Below are 16,184 nucleotides of genomic sequence, written 5' to 3'. Positions count from 1 at the left end.
TATTAAAATTTATAGAAAGTTAATTTAATTAATTTCTATGCAAAAACTGTGAAACCTTACTTATTTTTTTTAAAACAATAGTTAACAGAGCAAAAGGGAGTTTGTTTTTTTTTGCAGCTTTAAAGTCATACTTCATAGCAAGATAACGTTGATTTAAGGAAGAATTGCTCATTCCCCCCACCCTCATATTTACTATCAATTCATTAATAAATAATGCCCTAACATTATATTTATAAAGAAATCTAATCATTAATTCATAATCTGCAGCAGTGCCAAAATCTAAAGAATAGTTGCCGTGCTTCTTAAAAAGCTCTCTCTTTAAATATAAAGTTGGGTGTGCTGGCATCCAACCAAGTTCAATAGCCCTTTTGGTGTATTGCCTAGAAATCCATTTTCTAATAATTTGATTGGGGTTACTGGCATTTACATAATTAAGATTTCCATAGACACCTTCTGCACCATTAACTTTAAAGAAAGTTACAATATTGGTAATGACTGTATTAGAGGCTAGCATATCATCTGCATTTAATATACCAATAATATCTCCGGTAGCCAATGCAATTCCTTTATTAAGTCCATCATACATTCCTTTATCTTTTTCAGAAATATACCTGTGTATTTTTGCTTGATAATCTTCAATTATTGAACAAGTTTTATCTGTTGATGCCCCATCCACAATGATATATTCAATATCTTCATAGTTCTGGTCTAATACAGATTCGATACAATCTTTAATGTACTTTTCTCCGTTATAAACGACAGTGATGATGGTTACTTTCATTGGTTTTTGCTAGAAATTTTGCTGCTCTCAAAATGCAACCGTAATAAAGATAAAATATGCAGAGATCTACTCATGGGCTGTATGTGGCTAACCATTTTGCTTACAAGATAAAAATTATATTAAGCTACTTAATTATATGTCTAAACAATTTATGGCTATCATTACAATAATAGGAACTTCCCTTATACCAGGGACCTCCTTTTGATGAAATAGATGGCATAAGCACCAATAAAACAAAATAAAGCTGGTAAATAGTCATCAATCGGACAAGGTGTATAAGAACCTGGAGTAAGCGTAAACGTACCTAAATTACCTTGTACATAATTACCACCTCCAAAATTCACAAAACAGGGTTGATTGGAGTCAACAAAAGAAGCGGAAGCATTTACCTCTCCACAAGCTAAATTAGAGCTGTAGTTTATAGGATATTTAGGAGAGGATGTGTTATAATAGTGAAAAGGGCCCCACCAAGGATTACCTGGCGCCATATCCGTTTTCTGCCAATGCGCATAAATAGTTGCAGGGCTGTTATTTATCTTACAACCATAATTAGAGCCAGGATTACTAGCTAATAAGCGAGTAAGCATGCAAAAGTTAAATAGAAATAATAGGATTATAAATCTCAAAGCAAATTATAAGGTCAAACAAATAATTAAACAATAGCAATGCCACAATTGATGCATTGCTATAATTAAAAAATCTTAAACTAAAATTAATATGACATAAAAAACTGCATCTAATACCTATTGACGACTTCTATGTTAATACTCTGCAAATAAATTAACGTAATTAGCTTAATTTTTTATTTTGAAATTTAACAAAATTGATTACCTAATTATTAAATTATTACGCGTTCCAACAGATATATTCCTTCACTAGAAGTCTTTTGTTAGCTGTAATGTTTTGTTTTCAATAATGAGCTAAATAAACTACATAAATTAATGCACTAACAATAAGTGTTGCGTTATGGGGAATTTCATACACACAATTCCTCATGCCTACACACAACTAGGATTGTCAATCAGAAAAAATGGGACATAATCATCAATTGGACATGGATAAATCATATTAGTAGTAGCCAGCTTATAATTTGAACTCGTTGTGTTTTTAATTTTACAGGTACCGCCAGTGAATATCCTAACAGAATATGTACTGCAACTTACAACTCCACTTGTTGCAAAAAAATCTCCATCATACTTAGCAGAGCCTAAGTGGATATAGTAAAATTTATTAGTTGCTGTACTAAAGCAACCTTGTACAGCATATGAATTAGCTGAATAAATACAGAGGATAGTAATTGCGACAAAAATTCGTATTATTTTACTTGTCACGAAACTGAGAGAGATCATTTGAAATATTTAAGTTAAAACATATTTATAACTATATTAAATTACAATACCTATCAAATTTATGTCCAACTGTCAAAACAAATTTGGTATGCGAGTGTCTATGAAAAATATAATAAGTTTTCTGTATTCTTCAATAAAATAAGCTGGTATAATCCACATAATTTATAAAAATTATAAGTTGTCCTAGCTAAATATTTATTTGGAAAGAAAATTGCTATAGTAAGAAGAAAAATAGTTAACTTATACAACATACAACAAAGAGTTAAATACATACATTCCTTTATCATTTTTTTTAGCATCTTTAATGTTCAAACCAATTCTTACTTTTCTAAATTCATTTCCAAATTAAAATGATTAAAAAACTTTTAAGCATCAATAATTTATTTTTCCTAGTAATTATCATTTTTATGCTTTGCTCTTGTTCAGCACGCAAAGAACAAGCTTTATTTAATGCCCCTACCGACATTGTAACCGATACAATAAAACAAGTTTATGTGGTAAATGATCAAGGAATGGGAGATATCTATTATAAAATAAAAGTAAATGATCTGTTAGCGATTAGAAATTTACAAGACAAAGAATTTGGAGTTAAGGGTGGGATAAGTGTAGCTCCAGTTGCCGTTTCGGGACCTAATGTGACTTCATATCAGGTTGATAAAGATGGTAATGTGGATTTACCTGCAATTGGCAAAGTTTACGTTCAAGGACTAACACGTAAACAGGCTTCATTGAAACTTCAAGAAATTTACGGTAATAAACTTTTAAAAGACCCAATAATTGAGGTTTCTGTTGTTAATGTTAAGGTTACCTTATTTGGTGAATTTAATAAACAAGGAAATTTTTTATTGGAAAGGGATAACACAACTTTAATAGATATTTTAGGTGAGGCAGGTGGTTTAACTAAAAATGCAGATCGAAAAACTTTAAAAATCATTAGAGGTGAAAAAGACAAACAAGAGATTATCTATGTTAATTTAAATGATATTAATAGTTTAGCGAGTAGATACTCAAAGTTAGTTTTACAAAACAACGACATTATCATTATCAATCAAACTAAAAGTAATGCGTTAAGCGAAAAATTACAGAGTGTTAATAGCGTTATTCAACCAGTTCTTGTGTTACTCAACGTAGCTTTATTAATATTTACATTTACTAAATAATGAATACTCAAGAAAGTATATCAAGTCCAAAATCTATAAGACAAGACATAGATTTTTATAAAATATTCAAAGTATTTTTAAGTCGTTGGTATTGGATTGCAGGCTGTATCCTTATTTCATTGGTTATTGCAAAAATCAATTTAATGTATACTGTACCTTCCTACCAGACTTATGGAGAATTAAAGTTGCAAGAAAGTAATCCTACAGTTAATTCTGTAGCCGCAACTTCTCAAGTATACAACTATACTGATAAAATACAAGCTGAAGGATTTGTAATAAGAAGTAATGCTGTTATTTTGAAAGCTATTGAAAATTTAGACTATAAAGTATCTTATTATCTTCAAGGCACTATTAGAAAGACAGAACTATATCCGAGTAAACCCTTTGAGATTGAAATTAAACAACAGGATTCGGTTGATTTTGCGAGAAATGAATATTTTGTTGAACCTGTAAACTCAACAAAATTCTTATTGTCAGCAAGTGAAAAAGGAGCTAAAACAGAATATAGCTATAACCAAAACATTAACTTGGGGAATATGGTCTTTAGTATAAAAAGTCAAATCCCAAGTTTAGGAGATTATAGCTTTAAATTTAACTCTAAAGAGGATTTTATAGGAAGAGCAAATGTAAATGCAGACGAGGCTGCAAAATACACTAATGTGATGTCTCTGAGTCTTGTAGATAAAAATGCAACTTTTGCTACTGATATGCTTAATGCGATAATGAAAGAATATATTGCAAATGATGTAATAGAAAAAAGGCGTTCTGCAAGACAAACAATAGCGTTCATAGATCAACAATTGGGATTCTCAAACAAAAAGGCTGATACTGCTGGGTCAAATTTCGCTAGTTATAAAGTTAAAAATAAAATTATCGATCTTAATGCCACGAGTCAAAATAATGCTGGGAAATTAATTGATCTAGAAAAACAAAAATCTACTTTAGATTTAGAACTAATCAGTATTAATCAATTAGAAGACCAGCTAAGAAACAATCATGATAAAACCTCTATTAATCTAAATTTGGAAGGCAATCTAAGTTCTTCACTTGGTGGATTAATATCGCAGTTGAACTCTTTAATTACAATTCGCGAAGGTAAACTAAAAGAACTTAGGCCAAATTCACAGCCTATTAAAGAATTAGATGACCAGATTTTATCTTTAAAAAATTCTATTCGGATGAATGTTAATTCTTCTAAAGTTCGAAATCTTAACACAATTAAATACATTAATAGTCAAATTTCTCAAATTAACCAAACTATCAATGCCTTACCCCCTAAGGAAAAGGATTTTTTAAGATATCAAAGTAATTTTGATGTGAGTAATAAGGTACTTACTTATTTGTCAGAGAGAAAATTAGAGTCTGAATTGAATGCTGCTGCAATTGTTCCAGGTGCTGCGATTGTAAATCTAGCATCATATGCAACTCCAATTTCATCAAATCCGAATAAAGTTTATTCTTTTTCTGTAATGATGGGTTTAGCTGCAGGAGTGGGATTAATTTTATTAGTTCGTTTCCTTAATCCTTATATTTACGATAAGGAAACTGTAGAATCTTTAACAAGTACACCAATTATTGGAGTAATAAGGAAATTCCCAGACTATATTGATAAAGATAGTAGACAAGCATTATCCATAGCAAAGCCAAAATCAGTTTTTGCGGAATCCGTTCGATCTGTTAGAACTAATTTGAGTTTTTTGGCAGCTAACAAAAAAAGCAAAACCATTTGTATTACTTCTGAGGTTTCTGGTGAAGGAAAATCATTTGTAACCGTTAATCTTGCTGGAACATTAGCGCTAATTGATAAAAAAATTATTTTAATCGCTGCAGATTTGCGTAGATCAAAACTTCATAAAGTTTTTGGTAGTGATAATAAAAAAGGGCTCAGTACATTTTTAACCGGCAAACATAGATTAGAAGAGGTAATGATGCACGATGATGTACATAATATAGATTTTATTCCTTCTGGTCCAGTTCCACCTAATCCTTCAGAATTATTACATACAGATAATATGAAGGAACTTTTAAAATTGCTAGCCCCAAAATATGATTATGTTCTAGTAGACACAGCACCTGTTGGTCTTGTTTCTGATGCCATTCCATTAATTAGACAGTCTGATGTAAATTTATTTGTAATTCGTTCAGGAAAATCTCAATATAGAGCGGCAGCTATCCCTGAAAGGTTATCTAAAGAATATGGATTGAGCAATCTAGCTATTGTTTTAAATGCATTTGGTGATGATGCGCTACATTCTAATTACTACACTACCGATTACTCTAGAGGTGGTGGCAATAGTACTTATTATTATTCGGATTATTCTGGCTATGCAGGATCTGGCTACTATGACAATGACCCTAAAAAATGGTGGGAGTTTTGGAAGAAGAAATAATTTTGGTTTGACTTTTAGCAGAAACTAATTATAAAAATTAGTCCGTAATCAGTAATCTTCATCCTAGAAATATTAAATATCCTCATTCGCTTAAGCTGCATTTGAGATGATGCGATAAATATATGATCGAAAATACTTACAAGTGGTACCCTATATACACACGTTCTAGAGCTGAGAAAAAAACACAAGAAGAGTTAAATCGGAAAAATATTGAAACCTATTTGCCTTTAAAGAAAATTATTAAACAATGGAGCGACCGTAAAAAGATTATTGAAGAGCCACTATTCAAATCTTATCTATTTATTTATATATCCTCAAAAGAGTATACTGAAGTTTTAACAACTTATGGAATTTCTCGTTTTATCTATTTTTCTGGAAAAATTGCATCAATACCAGATAAACAGCTAGAAGATCTTAGGTTATTATTAGCTAATGATACTGACCTTGAACTAATTGAATATGAAATTTCTTTAGGAGAAAAAGTTTTAATTAAAGCAGGGCCTTTTAAGGGAATTATTGCGGAATTAGTATCTTTAAAGAACAAAAAAAGTTTAGTTTTACGATTAGAGTCGCTTGGCTATTCTATCTTAATTAATACTTCTATGGCATTCATAGAGCCAATAAAGTAATAAGCTTATTATTAACATGTTACAAACAAAACAATGTAACTGAGAGGGCGAAGCTATGTATAATCTTATTAGTTTAAATACATTAAAATTGTTAATTTGACCTGAAAAAGTATACCTATTAAAGTACTAAATATTTTATAGCAATTAATAAAGACTGCTACAGTTTACCCTTTCCAATAAAGCAATATTGATTATCACATATGTGTAGAATAGCAGGCGTCATTACTAAAAATTTATCATCGAATGAATTAAACCATCAGGTTACACAAATGTGCAATAGTATGATTCATGGTGGGCCAGATGATTTTGGTGTTGCATTAGATGAAGAAAGTAAGGTTTGTTTAGGTAATAGAAGACTTTCGATATTAGATCTAAGCCCAGCCGGCCATCAGCCTATGTTAAGTGATGACGAAAAAATAATCATTACCTATAATGGAGAAATTTATAATTTCAAAATATTAAGATCTGAACTTATCGCCAATGGTTATCAATTTAAAACTAAGACAGATACTGAGGTTATTATCAAAGCTTATCAATTTTGGGGAGAAGCTGCATTTGAAAAATTAAACGGTATTTTTGCTTTTTGTTTACATGACAAACAAAAAAACTGTATATATCTTACTAGGGACCAAAGTGGAGTTAAACCTATTTATTATAAAGGAAACACACAGCATTTTATTTTCGCATCTGAAATTAAAGCATTTGAACATTCAGGGATTCCGCAGTTTAAAAATGAAAATTGGAAAATTTATTATTTAGCTTTCGGGCATATTCCAGAACCCTTTACAACACTAAAAGATGTATTCAGTTTACCAAAGGGTAGTTTCCTTAAATATGAATTAAATGATGGCTCATTTAAAATTCATTCTTACTTCCAATTCAATACCGCTATTAAAATTATCGAAGAAAAGGAAGCAATTACTAGAATTAGGGAAGAATTAACTAAAGCCATTAAATTCCAATTGGTATCTGATGCTAATATTGGCGTATTATTTAGTGGCGGGCTTGATTCGAGTATCATCACTTTATTAGCAGATACCTATTCGAAAGGAAATTTGACATCTATCTCAGCAAATTTTGATGAAATTGATTATTCAGAAAGTTCCCAGCGTAAAGTAGTTTATAATCGTGTTGAAGCAAGTTATCAAGAGCATACCATCACATATCGTGACTTTGTTTATAATTTTGATAGGATTTTGAACGATATGGATCAACCCACCAATGATGGTATCAACTCGTGGTTTGTTTGTAAATGCGCAAAAGACAGTGGTATTAAATCTGTCTTATCAGGTTTAGGAGCTGACGAATTATTTGGTGGCTATCCATCTTTTGATCGGATAAGAAAAATTCAGAACATGGGAAAAATTAGTAAGGAACTGATTAAAGCAGCTCGTTTTCTTAAAAACACCAAATTAAGAAGGCTTTACTATCTAAGTTTCCAATCTCCAGTAGGAGAATACCTTTGTTTGAGAGGAGTATATACCCCAGATATTATTGCGAGATTATTAGACATAGATTTAAAAACTGTTATTGATTGCCTACAAAATATTCCATTGGATGACAGTATTCGTTATTTAAATGATGAAGAACGTGCAAGTTGGTTTGAGATTAATATGTATATGCAAAATCAATTGTTAAAAGATACAGATTTTATGAGCATGAGCCATGGTGTTGAGGTTCGAGTTCCTTTCCTAGATGTAAATTTTATCAATCTAGTCACTTCTATTCACCCAGCTATTAAATTCGGAGAGCATCAGAAAAAACGTTTACTGATAGAGGCTTACAAAAAGGAATTACCAATAGAAACTTGGAATAGATCTAAAATGGGTTTTACATTTCCTTTTCAAGAATGGATGAAAAAAAACAAGGATATATCGTCTCCAGATTTGTACCAGAATAAAAAAGCTAAAAACTTAATGCAAGCATTTAACCAGAATAACCTTCATTGGTCATCTGCCTTTGCTCTTTACAAGATATATCATGGCAGCTAAAAAAGTTTTGTTTCTAACCTTAAAAGTATTCAGTTTTACTGGAGGTATTGAAAAGGTTTGTAGAACAATATGTAGATCGTTATATGATCTGTCACAAGAAGGCATAGTTGAAGCCAACGTAAATTGCATGTACGACGAAAATTTCGATAGAGATTCTAGGTATTTAAAGAAACATCAATTTCATGGTTTTAATGAAAAAAGGAAACGTTTTGTTATTAAATCTTTATTTAAAGGAATTCGATCTGACGTAGTTTTATTAAGCCATGTTCATTTGTTGTCTATTGGTTATCTGATTAAAAGGTTTAGTCCAAATACAAAAGTATACCTAATAGCTCATGGAATTGAGATTTGGAGGAAATTACCAGACGCTAAATTAAAAGCATTAAAGAGATTAGATAAGATTATAGCAGTTAGTCATTTTACAGCAGAAAAAATTAAAGAAATACATGGTATTGATCCCGAAAAAATTGAAATTTTAAATAATTCCCTCGATCCATTCTATTACTTCCCATCTAATTTTAACAAACCTAAATCCTTGTTAACTAGATATGGTTTAAATGAAGATCACCAGGTATTATTATCATTATGTAGATTATCATCATCAGAAAAATATAAAGGCTATGATAATACCATGGCCATCATTCCTAATTTGATCAAAAAGAACCCAAATCTAATCTATTTAATAGCTGGCAAGCCAGATGAAGAGGAAAGGCATAGAATTGAGAATTTAATTACTAAGCTCCAAATAAAGAAATACGTTAAATTAATTGGTTTTGTTGATGAGGCCGAAATAAGCGACCATTTTTTGCTATCTGATATTTTTGTGTTACCGAGTAAAAAAGAGGGATTCGGAATTGTATTTATTGAAGCTTTAGCTAGTGGATTAAATGTTGTTGCAGGAGACAAAGATGGAAGTGTGGATGCATTGCAAAATGGAGCCCTGGGAAAATTGGTTAACCCAGATGACATGAACGAAATAGAAATAACACTAGGAAAATTATTAGCATCCCCCCTTAATAATGAGCAAAAAATTGAACTGCAAAACAAAGTATTTAATGCGTTTAACTATGAAAAATATTGTAAAAGTATTAAGGAATTGATATTTAATGGAACAACTATCATATCATAAACACCAATAAGATTACCTTATCGTCCATACCATAAAGAGGAAGGAAAATAAACAACTAATCAAATCTATGAACAATGTAACTCCAAATTGGATAATCGAACCCAAATCTTCGCTAATTGACTTAAAACTCAAAGAGGTTTGGGAGTATAGAGATTTATTAGGATTATTAGTGAGAAGAGATTTTGTATCTTTCTATAAGCAGACAATATTGGGTCCTCTATGGTTTTTTATACAACCATTATTTACTACCATTATTTTCACTTTTATTTTTGGCAATCTTGCAGGCATTTCTACAGATGGATTGCCAAAACCACTCTTTTATATGGCAGGAATTACTGCCTGGAATTATTTTGCAGATTGCTTAACCAAAACCTCTACCGTTTTTAAAGACAATGCCAATATTTTTGGAAAAGTCTACTTTCCCCGCTTAATTATGCCTTTAAGCATTGTAGTAAGCAACTTAGTTAGATTTGGTGTTCAAATGATATTGTTCATTGCATTTATGTGCTACTATTATTTTACAGGTACACATTTTCAAATCTCATGGGCTATTTTACTATTTCCCTATATTCTTATTCTAATGGCATTATTGGGGTTAGGTACTGGAATGATCATTTCCGCTATGACAACCAAATATCGTGATTTGGCATTTCTTGTTGGCTTTGGTGTACAACTGTTAATGTATGCTACAACAGTAATTTATCCATTATCTGAAGTTGAAAAAAAATATCCATCCTACAGTTGGGCAATTGAGTATAATCCTATGACCTCTATTATTGAGACGTTTAGGTATGGCTTTTTAGGAGAAGGAAGTTTTAACTGGGAAAGCTTGGGCTACGCTTCTGGGGTTACTTTTATTCTATTATTAATTGGAATTGTAGTTTTTAATAAGGTAGAGAAAAATTTTGTAGATACAGTTTAACAACTATAATTTCCATCCAAAGAGCAGAATTATCTAATAATGTCAGCAGCAATCAAAGTAGAAAATTTATCTAAAGCTTATCAGCTTGGTCAAATCGGCACCGGAACAATCAGCCGAGATATAGAACGTTGGTATGCAAAACTTCGTGGCAAGGAAGATCCATTTTTAAGAATTGGAGAAATCAACGATCAAAACACTAAAAGTGAAAGTGATATCGTATGGAGCTTAAGAGATATCAATTTTGAAATTGAACAAGGTGATGCAGTTGGTATAATTGGAAGAAATGGAGCGGGTAAAAGTACTTTGCTTAAAATTTTAAGTCGGATTACCTCTCCTACTACAGGAAAAATTTCAGGAAAAGGAAGAATAGCAAGTTTATTAGAAGTTGGAACAGGTTTTCATCCAGAACTTAGTGGCAGAGAAAATATTTTTTTAAATGGTGCCATATTAGGCATGCGTAAAAAAGAAATTGTACGCAAACTAGATGAAATTGTTGATTTTGCCGGAATTGAACGTTACCTAGATACTCCGGTTAAAAGGTACAGCTCTGGTATGTACGTTAGATTAGCCTTTGCTGTTGCAGCACACTTAGAAAGCGAAATTTTAATTGTAGATGAAGTTTTAGCGGTTGGTGATGCTGAATTTCAAAAAAAGTGCTTAGGTAAAATGGATGAAGTGAGTAAAGGCCAAGGGAGAACGGTATTATTTGTGAGTCATAATATGGATGCCGTAATGAATCTATGTAAAAATGGAATTGTCCTAAATAGTGGCAAGTCAGAATTTGTAGGCAATATTCATGATTGTATAGAATACTACCAGAATAGTGGCCTAAACTCTATTGATAATTGGGTAACAAAGAAAAATTTGCATCGACCACACTTCACTAGCATAAAATACCAAATTTCTGGCACACAACCAGACCTGGTATTAACGATTAGCTTTAAAACCAGCTCTGCATCAAAAAATCCAGCTGCATTTGTAGTCTTTGGTATAAAAAGTAGCTTAGGTGGAACAATTATGGAAGCAGTCCCTTCTTTACAACCATTTATACAGTTTAATGGAGGTGAAACTTCGTATAGTTGCGAAATTAAATTAACTGGTTTTATCCCAGGAACTTATTTCATATACGCTTGGTTAGGGGCTAGCGAAGCAGAGAATTACGATTGGCAAGACAATATATTAAGCTTTGAAGTAACGCTGCCGCCAATGGCAGAAAGAACCTTTCCATACAGCGCTAGGACAGGATTTTTAGTAGCTCAATCTAAACTAATTTAATGGCTAAAATATGGTTGAACAAATAATACATCAACAAATTGTACTTGCAATTATAATTCGAGCTAATTATAAAAAAGAAGGCATATCATTCTTCACACCTGGAGATTTCTCTCAGCAATTGGGCTATATGAATAGACCTAAAGGATACGTAATTGAGCCTCATGTACATAACTTAGTTGAACGAAAAGTTACGTTAACACAAGAGGTTTTATACATCAAATCTGGCAAAGTGAGGGTGGATTTTTATGATGATGATAGAAATTATTTAGAAAGCAAAATAGTAGAGAAAGGTGATGTAATTCTATTAGCAGCTGGTGGACATGGTTTTGAAATGTTGGAAAATGCTGAAATGATAGAAATTAAGCAAGGACCCTACTGTGGCGATGAAGATAAAGTAAGATTTGAACATCGTCAAGAAAATATAAATTACAAATAGTTATTTCAAAAGAATGAATGAAAATTTTAAATTGTATAGTCAATACTATGATTTGCTTTACCAAGACAAAAATTATATTCTAGAAACAAATTATGTAATAGGATTGATAGAAACCTACCGTCCCAAAAGTAAAACAATTTTAGAGTTAGGAGCTGGCACAGGCAAACATGCATTTTTACTAGCAAATAAAGGTTATACAGTATTGGGAATAGAGCGTAGTGAAGATATGATAGCTATAGCTAATCAGAAAAAAAATGCAAATGTTAGTTTTGAGATTGCAGACATAACCAAATTTAATCTTAATCAAACTTTTGATGTTGCAACTTCTTTATTTCACGTAATTAGTTATTTAACGGATAATGAAAGCTTACTTCAAACATTTAAAAATGTTCATCAACATTTAAATAAAGACGGCTTGTTTATTTTTGATGTTTGGCATAGTCCAGCTGTTTATCATCAAATACCAGAAAAACGGACTAAAGTTTTACAGAATGGCACCATTGAGGTTATTCGAAAAGCAGATCCTGTAATCTATTCTGAAAAAAATGTTGTTGAAGTTAATTACGATATAGCAATTACTAACCTTACTAATAAAAGTACAAATACAATAGTAGAAAAACACCCAATGCGCCACTTTAGCAAACCAGAAATTGAGTTACTAGCTTATGCAACAGGGTTTAATCTATTGGGTACTGAAGAATTTTTAACTGGATCCATTCCTTCCACAAACACATGGGGAGTATGTTATATATTGCAGAAAATTTAATTACACACTCATTAATAGCTAGCCAACTTAAATCATAATGCAGCAATCAATTCCTGTAAATACACCATTGCTTAATGGCAATGAACTGAAATATCTAACAGAGTGCATAGAAACCGGGTGGATTTCTAGTGAAGGTCCATTTATTTCAAAATTTGAAGAAGGCTTCAGTACTTATATTGGTTGTGAATATGGCGTTGCAGTGAGTAATGGATCTGCTGCTTTAGATATTGCAATAAAAGCTTTAAACATTGGATCGGGTGATGAGGTGATTATGCCTACTTTTACCATTATTTCTCCAGCTCAATCTGTTGTAAATGCAGGTGCTTTACCAGTTTTGGTAGATAGCGATCCGCTGTCTTGGAACATGGATGTAGCTCAAGTTGAAGCTAAAATTACACCAAAAACAAAAGCAATATTAGTTGTACATATTTATGGTTTACCAGTAGATATGGATCCTATTTTAGCCTTAGCTAAAAAACACAATTTAAAAGTAATTGAAGATGCTGCAGAAATGCATGGTCAAACATATAAAGGCAAGATGTGTGGTAGTTTAGCTGACCTAAGTATTTTTAGCTTTTATCCAAACAAACATATTACTACGGGTGAAGGTGGGATGTTATTAACTAATGATAAAGCGCTAGCTGAAAGATGTAAAAAATTACGAAATCTTTGCTTTGAACCAAATGGACCAAGGTTTGTGCACCATGAATTAGGTTGGAATTATAGAATGACTAATTTGCAAGCAGCCTTAGGTTTAGCTCAATTGGAACAAATTGATGATTTTATTACCATTAAAAGAAAGATGGGCGCTACGTACCAACGTCAACTTTCTTTTTTAAGAGAGAAAGGCTACCAATTGCCTTTAGATAAAACCGACTTTGCAGAAAATATTTATTGGGTATTTGGTTTAGTAGCGCCAAATGAAAAAGAAAAAGAAAGACTAGTTAATCATTTAACTACAAATAATATTGGTACTCGACCATTTTTTTGGTGCATGCACGAGCAGCCTGTATTTAAAACCATGGGGTTATTTAAGGATGAAAAATATCCAGTAGCAGAAAAATTAGCAAGAAATGGGTTTTATTTGCCAAGTGGTTTGGGGTTAACTATAGATCAACAAAAAATAATTATCGAATGCATAAGTTAAAAATTGGGATCCCTATTAGTTTCGATTATAATCCTCTGGCAGGTGGTAGCTACTCTTATACTAAGCAATTGGTTAAAGCTATTGACACTTATGAATTTAAAAACAACGTAGAAATAGTATTTCTCAACTTTGAAAAAAAAGACATAAAAACGCAGAAACCATTAATCACTTTTCATCCGTTTAGCACCTATACTTTTAGAGATTTAATAAGAAAAACTTCCATTCAACTATTAAAGCAATTACCATTTAATCTTTTCAAAGGACTATTAAAGCAACAAGAAGAAAGGCATTCTGATGCTAGAAATAAAAAAATCAAAGCAGTACTAGATGAGAATCAGGTTAAGGTTCTATTTTATCTAAATCCCGATGGCAATACTTACAATTTCCCATTTTTAACCATTTATTGGGATATTGGGCATATATCGACCTTTATGTTTCCAGAATTTTTAGAAGATTTTGAAACTAGGACTGAATATTATAAAAACATATTGCCAAAAGCATTGATTATTATTACAGAAACTGAATTTGGGAAAGAAGAACTTATAAAATATACAAACATTAATCCTGACCGCATAGAGGTAATGCCAATTTTTCCAGGCGAAGTTATCCATGAAAATATACCTCTTGAGGTGCAACAAGAAACATTAAGAAATTCTAATTTAGCATTTAAACAATTTTTTCTATACCCAGCGCAGTTTTGGGCTCATAAAAACCATACTTTATTAATAGATGCTTTTGAAGAAGTGCTTAAAAAACACCCGGAGCTAAAACTTATATTCACTGGTTCAGACAAAGGGAATTTAACGTACATTCAAAACTACATCAAAAATAAAAACCTGGATAATCACATTAAAACACTTGGATTTGTAGATAACTCAGATTTGTTTACCTATTATAAAAATGCGATTGCACTAGTAATGCCAACTTATTTAGGGCCTTCTAATATGCCTCCTTTAGAAGCTGCCTTTTTAAATTGCCCTATACTTATTAGTAATATAAAGGGTCATAGAGAGTTACTTGGCGAATATCCTCGTTATTTTGAACCTTGGGATATGAATGCTTTGGTAGAAGAAATGCTAAATCAAATCGAAGAAAAAAACTCAAGAATATTTCAAAATGGGAATAATTTTAACATTAATGCTGCACTAACTGCATTAGAACACATATTTTCAAAAGCTGCTATAATTAGAAAAAATTGGACTTAAATACTCTACTTCCTAACTTAAAAGAATATAGAAATAGCTTCATTAAAGATGGATTGCATTACCCTCTTCAAAAAGTTATTTATGATAGAGAAGGTCTTTTAAGCAATTTACCAAAATCAACAAGGAAAGGGTGGCCATGGGATATGGAAACAGACCCAAAGATTTACGCTGCTAAAGAAAGTTGGCCTAAAATTACCATTGTTACCCCCACTTATAATCAAGGTCAATTTATTGAAGAAACAATTAGAGCGGTACTTTTACAAAATTATCCAAATCTAGAATACATTGTAATAGATGGAGGCAGTACCGATAACACAATAGAAATACTAGATCGCTATTCTCCTTGGATAAGTTTTTACGAATCTAAAAAGGATAAAGGTCAAGGTCATGCTATAAATAAAGGTTTTAGCCTTGCTTCAGGAGAAATTTACGCTTGGATAAATAGTGATGATTTTTATATGGATCAAGCATTTTACACGTTGGCAAGCGCCTTTGTTAAAAGCAAAGCAGATGTTTTGTATGGCGATTCGTTGGTAATAGACGAGAATAAAAATGAATTGCATTATGAAAAAGCAAATTATGTAACACCTAAATATTTGTTTGTAGGTGGTATAATTATGCAACATTCTTGTTTTTGGAAAGCCGGAGTTCACGAACCAATTTTAGAAGAACTACACTGTGCTGTAGATTCTGAATTATGGTTCAGGTTAATACCTGGTAAAAAACTTAAACATGTTAAATTTCCATTAGCTGTAGTAAGAATACAACCAGATGCTAAAACTCAAAATGATAAATTTATTGAAAAATGGAAAGAGGACAATATATTAATTGCACAATTGCATCAATTCGAAAAGACAATCCCATTCTTCAAGTATATCCAATCTAGGTTTTATCATGTTGAGGTTAGATATGTACAAAGAATTTACAAGTACTTTAATTCTGTAAACGTGCAGCAATACTTAGAGAAAATCAAAAATGATTTAACGTTGATTTATAAATAGATA

14 protein-coding genes are annotated in these 16,184 nt (G+C 31.6%); 12 read left to right on the top strand and 2 right to left on the bottom strand.

The genetic code is table 11. The features are described 5' to 3' along the window. Positions 1-28: 28 nt before the first annotated feature. Together FA048_RS13660 and FA048_RS13655 are read right to left on the bottom strand one after the other, a co-directional pair. Positions 29-781, bottom strand: a complete 753-nt coding sequence (locus tag FA048_RS13660) for a glycosyltransferase family 2 protein (RefSeq protein ID WP_136841942.1) — start codon at positions 779-781, stop codon at positions 29-31. 182 nt (positions 782-963) lie between these two features. After that, positions 964-1,368 carry a hypothetical protein gene (locus FA048_RS13655; RefSeq protein ID WP_136841939.1) on the bottom strand — a complete coding sequence of 135 codons (405 nt, stop codon included), beginning with the start codon at positions 1,366-1,368 and terminating at the stop codon, positions 964-966. Between the two features lie 1,112 nt (positions 1,369-2,480). Here FA048_RS13655 and FA048_RS13650 point away from each other — a divergent pair. The 12 genes from FA048_RS13650 to FA048_RS13595 all read left to right on the top strand — a co-directional run bounded on the left by FA048_RS13650 (position 2,481) and on the right by FA048_RS13595 (position 16,181). Next, positions 2,481-3,290 (top strand): polysaccharide biosynthesis/export family protein, encoded by an 810-nt coding sequence (locus FA048_RS13650; RefSeq protein ID WP_136841938.1) that lies wholly within the window; start codon positions 2,481-2,483, stop codon positions 3,288-3,290. Beyond that, positions 3,290-5,680, top strand: coding sequence for a GumC family protein (locus FA048_RS13645; protein WP_136841933.1), 2,391 nt, complete (start codon positions 3,290-3,292; stop codon positions 5,678-5,680). The genes FA048_RS13650 and FA048_RS13645 overlap by 1 nt, the downstream gene beginning before the upstream one ends. A gap of 122 nt (positions 5,681-5,802) precedes the next feature. Next, a complete protein-coding gene (locus tag FA048_RS13640) occupies positions 5,803-6,309 on the top strand; it encodes a UpxY family transcription antiterminator (protein ID WP_136841931.1) in 507 nt (168 codons plus the stop codon). 200 nt (positions 6,310-6,509) lie between these two features. Then, a complete protein-coding gene (asnB, locus tag FA048_RS13635; protein ID WP_136841928.1) occupies positions 6,510-8,300 on the top strand; it encodes an asparagine synthase (glutamine-hydrolyzing) in 1,791 nt (596 codons plus the stop codon). Further along, positions 8,290-9,429, top strand: a complete 1,140-nt coding sequence (locus tag FA048_RS13630; protein WP_136841926.1) for a glycosyltransferase family 4 protein — start codon at positions 8,290-8,292, stop codon at positions 9,427-9,429. Before asnB ends, FA048_RS13630 begins: the two co-directional genes overlap by 11 nt. Before the next feature lie 67 nt (positions 9,430-9,496). After that, positions 9,497-10,351, top strand: coding sequence for an ABC transporter permease (locus tag FA048_RS13625; protein ID WP_136841923.1), 855 nt, complete (start codon positions 9,497-9,499; stop codon positions 10,349-10,351). Between the two features lie 39 nt (positions 10,352-10,390). Further along, the gene (locus FA048_RS19945; RefSeq protein WP_136841920.1) at positions 10,391-11,626 is read left to right on the top strand and encodes an ABC transporter ATP-binding protein; all 1,236 of its coding nucleotides are present in this window, start codon (positions 10,391-10,393) and stop codon (positions 11,624-11,626) included. A gap of 10 nt (positions 11,627-11,636) precedes the next feature. Next, complete coding sequence (locus FA048_RS13615) at positions 11,637-12,062, top strand: cupin domain-containing protein (protein ID WP_136841917.1); 426 nt, start codon at positions 11,637-11,639, stop codon at positions 12,060-12,062. 13 nt (positions 12,063-12,075) lie between these two features. Further along, entirely contained in the window at positions 12,076-12,828 is a 753-nt protein-coding gene (locus FA048_RS13610) for a class I SAM-dependent DNA methyltransferase (protein ID WP_136841915.1), read from the top strand. A 37-nt stretch (positions 12,829-12,865) separates the two neighbouring features. Continuing rightward, positions 12,866-13,975: a DegT/DnrJ/EryC1/StrS family aminotransferase gene (locus FA048_RS13605; protein ID WP_136841913.1), complete on the top strand. Its 1,110-nt coding sequence runs from the start codon at positions 12,866-12,868 to the stop codon at positions 13,973-13,975. After that, positions 13,963-15,180 carry a glycosyltransferase family 4 protein gene (locus FA048_RS13600; RefSeq protein ID WP_136841910.1) on the top strand — a complete coding sequence of 406 codons (1,218 nt, stop codon included), beginning with the start codon at positions 13,963-13,965 and terminating at the stop codon, positions 15,178-15,180. The genes FA048_RS13605 and FA048_RS13600 overlap by 13 nt, the downstream gene beginning before the upstream one ends. Further along, entirely contained in the window at positions 15,171-16,181 is a 1,011-nt protein-coding gene (locus FA048_RS13595) for a glycosyltransferase family 2 protein (RefSeq protein WP_205943488.1), read from the top strand. The genes FA048_RS13600 and FA048_RS13595 overlap by 10 nt, the downstream gene beginning before the upstream one ends. The last annotated feature ends 3 nt before the right edge of the window (positions 16,182-16,184 follow it).

It is taken from the genome of Pedobacter polaris (genome assembly GCF_005116505.1).
Taxonomy (GTDB): domain Bacteria; phylum Bacteroidota; class Bacteroidia; order Sphingobacteriales; family Sphingobacteriaceae; genus Pedobacter; species Pedobacter polaris.
Note: the sequence above shows the minus strand (reverse complement) of the source record. Positions and strands in the feature narration are given on the sequence as shown.